Below are 13,072 nucleotides of genomic sequence, written 5' to 3' on the forward strand. Positions count from 1 at the left end.
CGATCGTGCTGCGTGTCAGTAACTCCGCCACTCGTGTGTCGAGCCGGTGTCCGTCAGCTTCGTGTGACCCAATGGGGATGATCGAGATGAACGACGCGTTTCGCTTTTTCGCTTCGTGCAGTTCGCCGAGAGAATTGGTCACCCGACTCCAATTCGGCACGACGGAATTGTGGTCCGAGGACGTCGACCTCCCCACTAGTTGGCGGTATATGGCCGACTTGATCGACTCCGATAGAGGGCTGCTCGCCGAATTGGACGGCGCAGTGTCCATACCGGTCGTCGAGACCCTCACTGCGACGGCGGAACTGTGCAGACAATCGGCTACCGAGCGTGTGTTCGCATCCGACTGGATGCTGCTGCGGCGTGCGTTGGCGTGGCTCGAACGCACAGGTTCCGAAGTCGACTACGCGCTACTTGCTGTGGCCGACGAGTTGACGCTGATCGGGCTGGATGCTGCGGAGCAGGATTTCTCGGTCGCAACTTGGCTGTGTGTGGATGTATTGGATCGGTTCGCCGCGGCCGACGAAACAATCGGCTATTGGGTGCGACGCGTGTGCGATCACGAATCGAAGAGGTCAGAGCAACACATCGATTCGGAACCTATCGGCAGCGAAGGCGCTGAATTGACCGTTGCCGTCTGACTGTTGGGGTGATTCCGGCCGCCGCCCATTCCGAGTCCCACCTCGTGCGCAATTCCTACCCCGGTTGGCAACTGCGCCGACCCTCTCGTAGTATCGGGAACGTAGGACCATCCAGAGCGACCGAGAGACCTGGCTCTATGACGTCGCAGCAACCCCCCGCTTGTCGGGTGAGGGTGCTACCGCCGGGACCGATGGAGGAATTTACGTGAACACCCGAGTCGCCTCAGGTTTCGTCGACGGTTGCCGCCGTCTCCATGTGGATCTGTGCCGTCTGAACGGTTCGACCTGTCTTAGCTGACATTTCGGCACCGTACTTTTCGACACCACACCTCACCTTCTGCACGACCTCCTTCCTGGGCACACGTGGCTCGGACGCGGGAGTTCGTGTGCGATCGACCAGATACCGGAGACACCCACGTGTCCACTCGCCCTGTTCTTTTGGTGGCCGGAGTAATCGCCGCCACCGCCACACTGCTCGCCGGGTGCGCTGGTAGCGCCACCACCTCGAATGCCGATGCCGGCCCCGCCCAGCCGGGCGGCACGCTGCGCTACGGCCTGTCCGGGGCCCCGACCTGCTCCGACCCCGCGCAGTCCGGCACCAATCAGACGATCTATGTCACCCGACAGGTGGTCGACTCACTCACCGATCAAGATCCGGAGACCGGCGAGATCGAACCGTGGTTGGCCGAGAGCTGGGAAGTGAGTTCCGACGCGAGGTCGTTCACCTTCCAGCTGAAAGACGGAGTGACGTTCAGCGACGGCACCCCGCTCGACGCCACCGCCGTCAAGGACAATTTCGATGCCATCACCGGAACCCTCGGTGCCGCCAAGGCGCCGCTGGCCGCCAGCTACCTGACCGGCTATCAGGGTGCCATGGTCGTCGATCCGCTCACGGTTCGCATCGAGTTCTCGGCACCCAATGCGCAGTTCCTCCAGGCGAGTTCGACACCTCAGCTGGGAATCCAGTCCACTGCGACGTCGGCGCAGTCGGCCGAGTCGCGGTGCTTGGGTACCAACATCGGATCTGGACCGTTCACCTACGCGGACTACCAGCAGGACCGCTCCGTCACCTTGGCCAAGCGAACCGGATACAACTGGGGCTCTGCGGTATTCGGCCACGAGGGCGAGGCGTACCTGGACCGCATCGAATTCACCATCGTGCCGGAGTCGGGTGTACGTACCGGCAGTTTGTCCTCCGACCAGCTCGACGCGGTCAGTGACGCGCTGCCGCAGGACGCGCCGCAGATCGAGGCGGTCGGTGGCCGGATCCTCACGACATCCAACCCCGGCGTTCCGTTCGGCATTCAGCCCAACGTCACTCGCGGTGCGCTGCAGGACCCCGCCGTTCGGACGGCTCTGGTGCCGGCGATCAATCGTCAGGAACTCGTCGACACGGTCCTCGGACCGGACTTCCGAACGGCCACAAGCACATTGGCCAGCGCTACCCCGGGCTACGTCGAACTCGCAGATGTCACTTACGATCCCGAGAAGTCGAAGTCGCTCCTCGACGCCGCGGGCTGGGTTCCCGGTGCTGACGGAATACGCGAAAAAGACGGACAGAAGCTGAGTTTCGAGGTCATGTACTCGGCCGTGTTCGCCGGCAACCAGGCGGTCCTGGAGCTGACCCAGCAGCAGTTGCGCGCGGTCGGCGTCGACCTACAGCTCGAGATGGTGTCCACGTCGGAGGCGACGGCGCGGCAAGGCACCAAGGACTACGACTCCACGTACTACAACAGCACCCGCGCCGACGGCGACATTCTGCGCACTTCGTTCGCAGTCGACGGCCGCAACCTCAATGCGCGCGGCCCGATTCCGGATCTGGATGCATCGTTGACGGAGCAGCTCTCGGCCACGGACGTTGCAGCGCGCAACGAGATTCTCGCAACCGCGCAGGAACAGATCCTCGACAACGGATTGTGGATCCCCACGATCGAGCTCTCGCAGGCCGTCGGCGCGGCTTCGGCGGTGCAGGATCTGAAGTTCGAGGCCTCGGCCCGCCTGCAGTTCTTCGACACCTGGCTGAGCGGGCAGTAGCGCCGTGATCCGCTACATCGGGCAGCGAGTACTGCAGGCACTTGCGGTGCTGTGGGCTGCCTTCACCATCTCGTTCATCGTCCTCTTCCTCCTTCCCTCGGACCCGGTCAGTCTTGCCGTCGACTCGGCCGGATCGGGCACCCCGGCGGACGCTGCGGCCATCGCCGAGTTGCAGGCTCGTTACGGCCTGGATCAGCCGGTGCTGGTGCAGTATTGGCATTCACTGGTCGGGGCCGTGCAAGGTGATTTCGGATTGTCGATCGCCACCGGCCAACCGGTGACGACGGCCATCCTCGACGCGGTACCGAGCACACTCGGTCTGGCGGGGACAGCGCTGGTGTTGGCCGTCGTGTTCGGATCCGCGGTGGCCTACGCCGCCACGTACACCCGTATCGGCTGGCTGAAGAATTTGCTGCTCGCCCTCCCACCGCTCGGGGTGGCGGTGCCGACGTTCTGGGTGGGACTACTGCTGCTGCAACTGTTCTCGTTCCGACTTCGCTGGTTCCCGGCGTTCGGTGACGCAGGCGCAGCGTCGTTGGTGCTACCTGCCGTGACGCTCGCTCTACCGACCGGCGCTGTCATCGCCCAGGTCCTGGCCACCAGCATGGCCACCACGTGGAAGCAGCCGTTCGTGGATGTGGCTCGTGCCAAGGGGGTCTCACGCCTGCGGGTGCAAACTCGACACGTTCTGCGACTGTCCTCGATCCCCGCCTTCACGATTGCCGGGGTCCTGGTCGGCACCCTGCTGGCCGGATCGGTAGTGGTCGAGACGGTCTTCTCGCGTGCAGGAGTGGGACGTCTGACCCAGACGTCGGTGCTGGCGCAGGACATTCCGGTGGTGCAGGGCATCGTCGTTCTCACGTCGCTGGTCTTCGTCCTGGTCAATCTCGCAGTCGACCTGCTCTATCCGCTGATCGATCCGCGCATCGTGCGCGAATACCGGCCCGCGCAGGCCAGTGTAGAACCGGAGAAAGCTCATGTCTGACATCCTGATTCGTGAACCTGCCGTCCATTCGACAAGTCCCGAGGCAGGCGAAGACGCACCGGCACGCACGCGGCGGCTAGGTCCGCGAGATGTCTTGAAACACATCTGGCTCGGTGCCTCCGTGATCGTGCTGTTGTTGGCTCTCGGGTTCGCGCTGTTCCCGTCCGTGTTCGCCAGCGGCGACCCGCTGGTCGGCACGCCGGCCGACAAGCTCCAGGCACCCAGCGCGTCGCACTGGTTCGGCACCGACAACATCGGCCGTGACGTCTTCACCCGAGTGGTCCACGGTTCCGGACTGTCGCTGACGGCAACGCTGTTGGCGGTCGGTATCGCACTGGTGGTCGGCTCGATCATCGGTCTGGTCTCGGGCGCCGTCGGCGGAATCGTGGACGCGGTGCTGATGCGAATCGTCGATGTCCTGCTGTCGATTCCGACGTTGTTGCTCTCGTTGGCGCTGGTGACCGCACTGGGCTTCGGCACCGTGAACGTCGCTATCGCCGTCGGAGTCACGCTGATCGCCAACTTCGCCCGAGTGATGCGCTCGGAGGTACTGCGGGTGCGCAGATCGCTGTACGTCGAAGCGGCGTACGCCTCGGGTGTGCGGTGGTTCGATGTCTTCCGCAGGCACATCCTCAGAAACTCGTACGGCGCTGTGATCGCTCTCGCTGCAGTCGAATTCGGTATGGCGGTTCTCGCGGTGTCGGCGCTCAGCTTCCTCGGTTTCGGTGCTGCTCCGCCCACCCCGGAGTGGGGATCGCTGATTTCCGAGGGCCGCAACTTCCTGGCCACCGCATGGTGGATGACCACATTGCCGGGATTGGTGATCGTGGCTGTCGTCGTGTCCGCGCACCGCCTCGGGCATGCACTCGAGAGGCGATCGCGATGAGCCCCATTCTCGAAGTAGAGAATCTGCACGTGAACTACGGTGAGACGACCGCCGTCTCCGGCATCGGGTTCACTGTCGACCGCGGTGAAGTGGTGGCCGTGGTCGGTGAATCGGGCTCCGGAAAGTCGACGACTGCGCACGCGCTCATCGGCCTGCTCTCGGGTTCCGGACGCATCGTGGGCGGATCGGTGACGTTCGACGGGCAAAGGCTCGATACGGCGTCGGACAAGACGCTGAACCGGTTGCGCGGCCGCCACATCGGGCTCGTCCCGCAGGACCCGACCACCTCGCTGAACCCGGTTGTTCGCGTCGGCGACCAGGTTGCCGAGGTGCTGCGGGTGCACGGTCTGGCCGATCGCCGCTCCGCGAAGATCGAGGCGATTCGGATCCTCACCGAAGCCGGGCTGGACAACCCCGAGGTGCGGGCGCGGCAGTATCCGCAGGACCTGTCCGGTGGGCAGCGTCAGCGCGTACTGATCGGGATCGCTCTCGCGTGCCGCCCGGAACTGGTGATCGCCGACGAGCCGACCAGCGCCCTCGACGTCACCGTGCAGCGTCGCATCCTGGACCATCTCGACACCAGGATCGCCGAGACCGGTGCCGCGGTCCTGCTGATCACCCACGACTTGGGCGTGGCTGCGGACAGAGCCGACCGCCTCATCGTCATGAGCGCAGGACGGATCGTCGAATCCGGCCCCACTGCAAAGGTACTGGCGAACCCGACCCACGCGTACACACGTCAGCTGTTGGCTGCAGCGCCCTCGTTGAACACCGCCGTACGACCCGCGCGCCCCACGGTCGGCGAGCCGATCCTGACGGTCGGCGACGTCTCGAAACGCTTCACCATCGGCCGCGGCGTCCACCTCGATGCGGTCAAAGGAGCCGCATTGACCGTCGAACGGGGGCGGACGGTCTCGCTCGTCGGCGAATCCGGTTCCGGCAAATCCACGTTGGCGCGCATCGCGATCGGTCTCGAGACCGCGTCGTCGGGGTCGGTCACGTTCGACGGCAGGGACATCACGGGTCTGCGTGGCAAGGCCAAGCGTGAACTGCGGCGGCGTGTACAGATCGTCTATCAGAACCCGTACGCCTCACTGAACCCGAAGTTGCGCGTCGGGGAGATCGTGCGAGAACCGTTGGACGCGTTCAGGGTCGGTACCTCGCGTGAGCGTTCCGAGCGTGCCAGGACGCTGCTCGATCAGGTGGCACTCGCCAGCGATTACCTGGCCCGGCGGCCGGCCGAGCTCTCCGGTGGGCAGCGTCAGCGCGTCGCCATCGCCCGCGCGTTGGCCCTCGCGCCGGAACTGGTGGTGCTCGACGAGCCGGTCTCGGCCCTCGACGTATCGGTGCAGGCGCAGATTCTGACGCTGCTGGGCGACCTGCAGTCCGAGCTGGGTCTGAGCTACCTCTTCATCTCCCACGATCTGGCCGTGGTGCGTCAGATCAGCGACACCGTGGCCGTGATGCAATCCGGAGTCATCGTGGAATACGGCGACACCGCAGCACTGTTCGACAATCCACAGCAGGACTACACCCGCGAGCTACTCGGGGCCATCCCCGGAAGCGCGCACGAGAAAGCGAGCACCAGTGTCTGACACGCTGTTTTTGACCGCGATCGAGCTGAAAGGCACCGGCGCACATTCGCAGGCCTGGCGTCGCCCCGACTCCCGCGCCGAAGAAGTGTTCACAGCAGGATTCTGGATCGACCAGCTCCAGGCTGCAGATCGAGCAGGTGTCGATGTCGCCTTCCTGGGCGATTCGTTCGCCAGTCGGACGCTCGAGGCCGCAGCCGTCGCGGCACGGGCAGCCGCCCTCACCGAGAACATCGGGTTGGTGCCCACGATCACCGTCACGCACACCGAGCCGTTTCACATCTCGAAGCAGATCGCGAGCCTGGATTTCGCATCCCACGGCCGGGCCGGGTGGCAGGTCGAGGTCAGTCCGGGAGCCGAGCAGGCAGCGCTGTTCGGCCGAAAAGCGGAGCAGGACAGCAGTAGTCTGTGGCGTGAGGCGGATGAGGCAGTCGAGGTCGTCACCAGGCTCTGGGACAGCTGGGAGGACGACGCCGAGATTCGCGACGTCGAGTCGGGGCGGTTCATCGACCGAGACAAGCTGCACTACATCGACTTCGAGGGTGAGAACTTCTCGGTCAAGGGCCCGTCCATCACTCCGAGGTCTCCGCAGGGGCAGCCGCTCGTCGTGATCCGCGTGGACTCCACGGAGTCCGTGTCGGTGGCCGCGGCGCGCGCCGATATCGTCCGCATCGCCGCCGACACAGTCGAGAATGCGGCCACTGTTGCCGCCCGTATTCGACGGGCCGTCGTTGCGGAAGGCCGTGACCCGGCCGACGTGTTCGTTCTGTTGGATGTGGAGACCCTGGTATCCGATTCTGCCGCTGAAGAACTCGCTCAGCTCGACAACTGGGCGGGGCACGTCAGAGTCGCCGAGTCCGTGTCGCATATCGGCGACCTGGCGGGCTTGCACCTGCTCCTCGGATCCGTCGAGGCGGCCGGCCTGGACGGAGTCACGCTGGTACCGCTCGCGCTGCCGTCCGGAGTGGCAGCACTTCCGGCCACGGACACCCGCAGCGGATCGACCTTGCGCGAGCGTCTCGGCCTGAGACGTCCGGCCAATCGCTATGCACTCGAAGGGAAGAGCCTGTGACGAAGAAGCAGATTCATCTGGGTGCCCATTTCCCGGGCGTCAACAACACCACCGTCTGGGCCGATCCGGAGTCGAAGAGCCAGATCGAGTTCGATTCGTTCGTACACCTCGCCGAATCGGCCGAACGCGGCCTGTTCGACTTCTTCTTCCTCGCCGAAGGGCTGCGACTGCGTGAGCACCGTAACAAGATTCACGACCTCGATGTAGTAGGGCGACCCGATACGCTCACCGTCCTCAACGCGCTTGCGTCGGTGACGAGCAGGCTCGGACTTGCCGGGACGATCAACACGACCTTCAACGAGCCGTTCGAGCTCGCCAAACAGTTCTCGTCGCTGGATCACCTGTCCGACGGTAGAGCGGCATGGAACATGGTGACGTCCTCGGACGCGTTCACGGGCGAGAATTTTCGGCGGGGCGGCTACCTCGATCGTGCCGACCGCTACGTGCGTGCCAACGAGATCATCGACGTCGCGCGAAAGTTCTGGGACTCATGGCAGTCCGACGCGTTCGTCGTCGATCGCGAGCGTGGAGTCTTCGGCCGCGAATCGGAGATCGGAACGGTCCGGCATTCCGGACCCCAGTTCGATGTGGAGGGCCGCTTCACGCTGCCGCGCAGTCCGCAGGGACATCCGGTTCTGTTGCAGGCGGGCGATTCCGACGAAGGTCGAGAATTCGGTGCCGCCAAGGCCGACGCGATCTTCACCATCCACGGCACTCTCGAGGACGGACAGAAGTTCTACTCCGACGTCAAGGGTCGGCTCGCCAAGTACGGCCGCGATCACGACGACCTGAAGGTGCTGCCCGCGGCGACGTTCGTGCTCGGAGATTCTGCGCAGGACGCCGCCGAGAAGGCGGATCACATCCGGCATCAGCAGGTCAGCGGCAGGACGGCCATCGCGTTCCTCGAACAGGTGTGGGGACAGGACCTGTCCGCATACGATCCCGACGGGCCACTGCCCGACATCGAACCCAGCGGCGATGTGTCGATCACCCGTGGCCGTGCGAGACACGGCGACCCCAGAACCATCGCCCAGCAGTATCGCGAGCGAGCCGAAGCAGACAACCTGAGTATTCGTGAACTGATCATCGCGATGACGACACGGCAGCAGTTCGTCGGAACCCCCGCGCACGTGGCCGAGGAGATCGACAGTTACGTGCAGAACAACGCGAGCGACGGCTTCATTCTCGTCCCGCACATCACCCCTGCCGGCCTCGACGAATTCGTCGACAGAGTGATTCCGGAATTACAGGACCGCGGCAGCTTCCGCACCGAATACACCGGCACCACCTTGCGCGAGCACCTCGGTCTGCGGCACCCGTACGAACAGCGAGAAGGAGTGCGAGCATCATGAGCGATTTCGAGCAGGACTGGAAGCAATGGCATGCCGAGCGAGAGGCGTCCTACGGTGATCCCCTCGGTTGGGTGTCGTTGACCGGGTTGTATTGGCTCACCGATGAATTCGAGACCGTCGCGGATCTTCCCGGCCGGTGGAGGGCCGACGCCGATTCGGTGACCGTCGAGGGGTTCGATGGCGTGACCGCGCTGAATCCGGTGGAGGGCGCACCGGGCATCCTGGTGCAGGACGGAGATCGGCGTATCGAGGTGATCCGTCGGACCGGTTCGGTCGCGCTGCGGGTGCACGATCCGAAAGCGCAGACCCTGCAGTCCTACGACGGCATCCCGGCCTACGAGCCCGACGAGGAGTTCGTTGCCACCGGGACGTTCACCCCGTACGACTCTCCGGTGACCGTCACGACCGGAGCCGTGGTGGAAGGACTCGAACATCACCACTCGGCCGTGGGCACTCTCGACTTCGAGTTGGCCGGTGCCGCTGCGCAGCTGATTGCCTTCGGTGGCAACGGCAATGGTCTGAAGGTCCTGTTCACCGACGCCACGAGCGGGGTGACCACCTATCCGGCTGCACGGATCCTGGCAGTGCCCGCTCCGGTGGACGGCACCGTCGTTCTCGATTTCAACCGGGCATCGAACCTTCCGTGTGCGTTCACCGACTACGCGACGTGCCCGGTTGCGCCTACCGAGAACAGGCTGACCATCGCCGTCGAGGCAGGGGAGAAGAACCCGAGATGACCCGAGTTCCATTGTCCGTTCTCGATCTGTCCCCGATCAGCGAGGGGTCCACCGTCCAGCAAGCGCTGCGAAACACGGTCGACCTTGCACGCCAGACCGAGGAGTGGGGCTACGAGCGCTATTGGGTGGCCGAGCACCATTTTGTCGGGGTCGCGAGTTCGTCGCCCGCGGTGCTGATCGGCCTGATTGCTGCTGCCACCAACAGGATTCGCGTCGGATCGGCGGCCGTTCAACTCGGATTCACCACGGCCGCAGCTGTCGTCGAATCGTTCGGGACCGTCGACGCGTTGTATTCGGGAAGGATCGATCTGGGGGTCGGTCGGTCGGGTCAGCGACGAGCCGAGGCGGTCGCAGGCGATGGGCGGGGAATGCCCGAGCGTGTGTCGTCGCCCGATCCCAGTGGGCTCTTTCCTCCCGCACCGGCGGAGGCTGCACCACGTAGGACCCCACTGCTCTCGGCGTCCCTGGCGGCGCTGCAACAGCCCGAGGCGCAGGCACCGGATTTCGTCGGTCAGCTCGACGATCTGGCCGCGCTGCTCGCCGGGACTTACGAACGGGACGGTGTGCCGTTGACGGCGAGGCCGGGTGCGGGTGCGGGCTTGTCGGTGTGGCTATTCGGCAGCAGCGCGGGGCCGACCGCGCGTGAGGCAGGTGCGCGTGGTCTGCCCTTCGCGGCCAGCTATCACTTCAGCCCGGGCACGACGCTCGACGCGATCGACGAGTATCGCCGATCCTTCGTGCCCTCGGCAGGTCTGTCCGAGCCGTACGTGGCGGTGTCGGCCGATGTGGTCGTCGCGGAATCGGACGAGCAGGCACGTGGGCTGGCAGCGTCGTTTCCGCAGTGGGTGTACAGCATTCGCAGTGGACACGGTGCCGCCGAGTATCCGAATCCCGACGGTGCCAGGCCGTTGACCGACGAGCAGTATCGGCTCGTCGCCGATCGGGTGGAGACCCAGTTCGTCGGATCCGCAGCCACCGTGACGGACAGGATGGAGGCGTTGCAGGAGGTGACGGGCGCGGACGAACTGGTGCTCACCTCGGTGACCTACGATCACGTGGATCGGTTGCGTTCGTACGAGCTGCTCGGTAAGGAGTGGGGACTGCCGCGACTACGGGTGTGATCGGAACATACTCACCGCATCGACCGTTGGAGGTTCCATGACACGAGCAGCAGTGGCAGCGTCCTACGGTGGGCCGGACGTCATCGAGATCGTCGAACGAGAGGTTCCCGAACCGTCCGACGGTGAGGTCCTGGTCGAGCTCAAGGCGATCGGCGTCAATCCCTTCGACTACAAGAGCTACAGCGGCGCGTTCGGCACCGACGAATCCAAGCTCCCGATCGCGTTGGGCAGTGAGGCGTCGGGCATCGTCGTTGCGGTCGGCGGAGACGTCGAGGGGCCGGTCGGACCCATCGCCGTCGGCGACGCCGTGATCGTGTCGGGCCGAAACGGTACCTACGCCGAGAGGATTCTGGTTCCCGCACGGTTCGTCTTTCCGAAGCCGGCCGCATTGGACTGGAACGTTGCTGCCGGAGTGCTGGCCGTAGCCGGAACGGCCTACGACGCACTCGAATCCGTCGCCGTGAAAGACGGTGACACGGTCCTCGTGCACGGGGCCGCAGGCGGCGTCGGATCCGTCGTGGCCCAGCTCGCGAAAGAGCGCGGTGCCACCGTCATCGGAACCGCACGCGCACAGAATCACGACGCACTGCGAGCATTCGGGGCCGAGCCCGTCGAATACGGTGATGGCTTGCTCGATCGTGTTCGTGCGGCTGCCCCGAACGGTATCGATGCAGCCGTCGATGCCGTGGGTACCGACGAGGCCATCGATGTCTCTCTCGAAGTGCTCACGGACCGAGCACGTTTGGTGACGACGGCCGCCTTCGGCCGTGCTGAAGCGGACGGGTTCTCGACCGTCGGTGGGCCGGCAAGCATGGAGCGTCGACGCCTCGCATCGCCCGCCCTGTTGAAGCAGGCCGCCGCGGGAGTCATCGAAGTGACGGTCGCCAAGACCTTCCCGCTCTCCGACGCCGCGAGGGCGCACGCCGAACTGCAGTCGACGCACCCCCGCGGAAAGTTCGTCCTGATTCCCTGACGCGGGAGCTGTGCGATCCGCTCTGTGGCGGGCCGCCGCGGACGTTCTGCGATCGGTTAGCGTTGGCGCATGAACTCGGCCACGGACGACCTGGTGAAGAGCTACCTCGACGCCCTCCATCGCGCCGACCTCGATGCGATCGTGAGTCTGTTCGCGCCAGGTGCCGTTGTGCATTCGCCGTTGTACGGTCCGACTCCCGCACCCGACTTCTATCGCGCTTTGTTCATCGATACCGACAGCGCGGAGCTGACGTCGAAGGGCGTGTCAGAGGGGCGCACCTCGGCAGGAACGCGGCTCGTCACGTTCTGGTTCCATTTCGACTGGCGGCTACCCTCCGGGGTGGCTGCCCCGTTCGACGTCGTCGATGTCGCCGAACTCGACGACGACGGCCGGATCACAACACTGTCGATCGTGTACGACACGGTCGACGTGCGACCAGCGTTCGAACGGGAGACCGGATCTTCTTGGAGGTCGACGGAACAGGATCGGTAGCGCCAGGCCTTCGAGTCAGCGTGATTGCAACGGGTGCGCTATTCGGGCGGCGAGCCTAGCGTCGCGTTCATGACCTGGCTCAGAAGACGACTGACGGCCATCATCGATCGTCTGGGATCACAACCTGCCTGCACCCACGCTGCCGTCGACTTCGGTATTCGCGGCTGAATACGGACGGGGGTTGGCCCGCACCCTCAGCGGTCGTATGAATCCCACCATGTCAGTACGCGGGTTCCGATCAGGGTCAGCCACTTCGAGCGTTCGCCCTCCGGCACGTCGGTCTCGAACCAGACCCGACCGGACAGGGTTCGACCCTGCAACCACGTTCCGTCGCTCTGTCGGGCGGCCCGGACGACTCCGATTGCCTCCTCCAGACGGCGATCCGGCGGCGTTCCGTCGAGCACAGACGCGTGCCGAAAATAATCGAGTGCGTTGAGAGCGCTGTACATCCAGCGGAACGGGTGGACGAAGCGACTCACCCAGGGTCCGACCGCCTCGCCGGTGGACAACGTGTACAACAGCTTTCGCGTCAGCAGATATTCTTCACCGGTGCGTCGTGCGGCCCGCGTCTCCATCGTGGCACCGGTGGCCGCGTCGTACGCCAGCAATCCTTTCAGCGAGTTCAGCGTCGAGTGGAACGACGACCGGGTGGAGCCGTCGACCCACTCGCAGTTCCATCCACCGTCCTGCAGTTGGTGCGCGAGAAACCATTCGACGATGCCCTCGACGTCGGCACCGAGCCACAGCCCGTTGGCGAGGGTCCACGCATTGATGCAGCAGTCCACCTCGCCGCCCCAGTACGGCAGGTTCTCGTACTCCCACCGGCTGTTCTCCGCGAGCAGTTCTGCAGTGCGACGCGATCGCAGAACGGCTGGGTCGACACCCCATTCACGCAGCGAGTTCAGCGACCAGGTGGTTGCGGTCCAGGGTTGCCCCTGTTCGGCCGAACCGTCGAAGCCGGCAGGGAAGTAAGCACCACCCGCCCATTGGCCGTCCGCGTCCTGCAGCGCCAATAGCCGTGCACCGAATCCTTCGGTCGGCACTCGTGCGCGCGTTGCCTCCCATATCGCGGGGGATTCGTTCACGATGTCGCGCTCGACCTGCCAACGCAGCGCCGGATCCGAGTCGATGAGCCATTCGCGCAGGAAGTCGGCGACCATGGCCGAGGAGTCTAACGTCGTTCGTTC

12 protein-coding genes and 1 riboswitch are annotated in these 13,072 nt (G+C 64.9%); of the genes, 11 read left to right on the forward strand and 1 reads right to left on the reverse strand.

What is annotated here, in order from left to right; genetic code table 11:
* Positions 1-209 precede the first annotated feature (209 nt).
* From CH306_RS12630 to CH306_RS12680, 11 genes are all read left to right on the forward strand, one after another.
* Positions 210-641 carry a hypothetical protein gene (locus CH306_RS12630; protein WP_143545379.1) on the forward strand — a complete coding sequence of 144 codons (432 nt, stop codon included), beginning with the start codon at positions 210-212 and terminating at the stop codon, positions 639-641.
* A gap of 104 nt (positions 642-745) precedes the next feature.
* Positions 746-839, forward strand: a riboswitch (SAM riboswitch).
* A 219-nt stretch (positions 840-1,058) separates the two neighbouring features.
* A complete protein-coding gene (locus CH306_RS12635; protein ID WP_094646790.1) occupies positions 1,059-2,675 on the forward strand; it encodes an ABC transporter substrate-binding protein in 1,617 nt (538 codons plus the stop codon).
* Between the two features lie 4 nt (positions 2,676-2,679).
* Positions 2,680-3,660, forward strand: coding sequence for an ABC transporter permease (locus CH306_RS12640; protein ID WP_094646791.1), 981 nt, complete (start codon positions 2,680-2,682; stop codon positions 3,658-3,660).
* Positions 3,653-4,546, forward strand: a complete 894-nt coding sequence (locus CH306_RS12645) for an ABC transporter permease (protein ID WP_094646792.1) — start codon at positions 3,653-3,655, stop codon at positions 4,544-4,546. Before CH306_RS12640 ends, CH306_RS12645 begins: the two co-directional genes overlap by 8 nt.
* Positions 4,543-6,141, forward strand: coding sequence for a dipeptide ABC transporter ATP-binding protein (locus CH306_RS12650; protein ID WP_094646793.1), 1,599 nt, complete (start codon positions 4,543-4,545; stop codon positions 6,139-6,141). Before CH306_RS12645 ends, CH306_RS12650 begins: the two co-directional genes overlap by 4 nt.
* Positions 6,134-7,210 (forward strand): LLM class flavin-dependent oxidoreductase, encoded by a 1,077-nt coding sequence (locus CH306_RS12655; RefSeq protein ID WP_094646794.1) that lies wholly within the window; start codon positions 6,134-6,136, stop codon positions 7,208-7,210. Before CH306_RS12650 ends, CH306_RS12655 begins: the two co-directional genes overlap by 8 nt.
* Positions 7,207-8,562, forward strand: a complete 1,356-nt coding sequence (locus CH306_RS12660) for an NtaA/DmoA family FMN-dependent monooxygenase (RefSeq protein WP_094646795.1) — start codon at positions 7,207-7,209, stop codon at positions 8,560-8,562. The genes CH306_RS12655 and CH306_RS12660 overlap by 4 nt, the downstream gene beginning before the upstream one ends.
* Complete coding sequence (locus tag CH306_RS12665; protein WP_094630938.1) at positions 8,559-9,299, forward strand: DUF1684 domain-containing protein; 741 nt, start codon at positions 8,559-8,561, stop codon at positions 9,297-9,299. The genes CH306_RS12660 and CH306_RS12665 overlap by 4 nt, the downstream gene beginning before the upstream one ends.
* Positions 9,296-10,420, forward strand: coding sequence for an LLM class flavin-dependent oxidoreductase (locus tag CH306_RS12670; RefSeq protein WP_094646796.1), 1,125 nt, complete (start codon positions 9,296-9,298; stop codon positions 10,418-10,420). The genes CH306_RS12665 and CH306_RS12670 overlap by 4 nt, the downstream gene beginning before the upstream one ends.
* Positions 10,421-10,457: 37 nt before the next feature.
* Positions 10,458-11,393 (forward strand): NADP-dependent oxidoreductase, encoded by a 936-nt coding sequence (locus CH306_RS12675; protein WP_032393746.1) that lies wholly within the window; start codon positions 10,458-10,460, stop codon positions 11,391-11,393.
* 69 nt (positions 11,394-11,462) lie between these two features.
* Positions 11,463-11,885: a nuclear transport factor 2 family protein gene (locus CH306_RS12680; RefSeq protein ID WP_032393747.1), complete on the forward strand. Its 423-nt coding sequence runs from the start codon at positions 11,463-11,465 to the stop codon at positions 11,883-11,885.
* 194 nt (positions 11,886-12,079) lie between these two features.
* On the opposite strand, the gene CH306_RS12685 is transcribed toward CH306_RS12680, so the two are convergent.
* A complete protein-coding gene (locus tag CH306_RS12685; protein WP_094646797.1) occupies positions 12,080-13,045 on the reverse strand; it encodes a squalene cyclase in 966 nt (321 codons plus the stop codon).
* Positions 13,046-13,072: the final 27 nt, after the last annotated feature.

The sequence above is a fragment of the Rhodococcus sp. 15-725-2-2b genome, assembly GCF_002259075.1.
GTDB lineage: Bacteria > Actinomycetota > Actinomycetes > Mycobacteriales > Mycobacteriaceae > Rhodococcoides.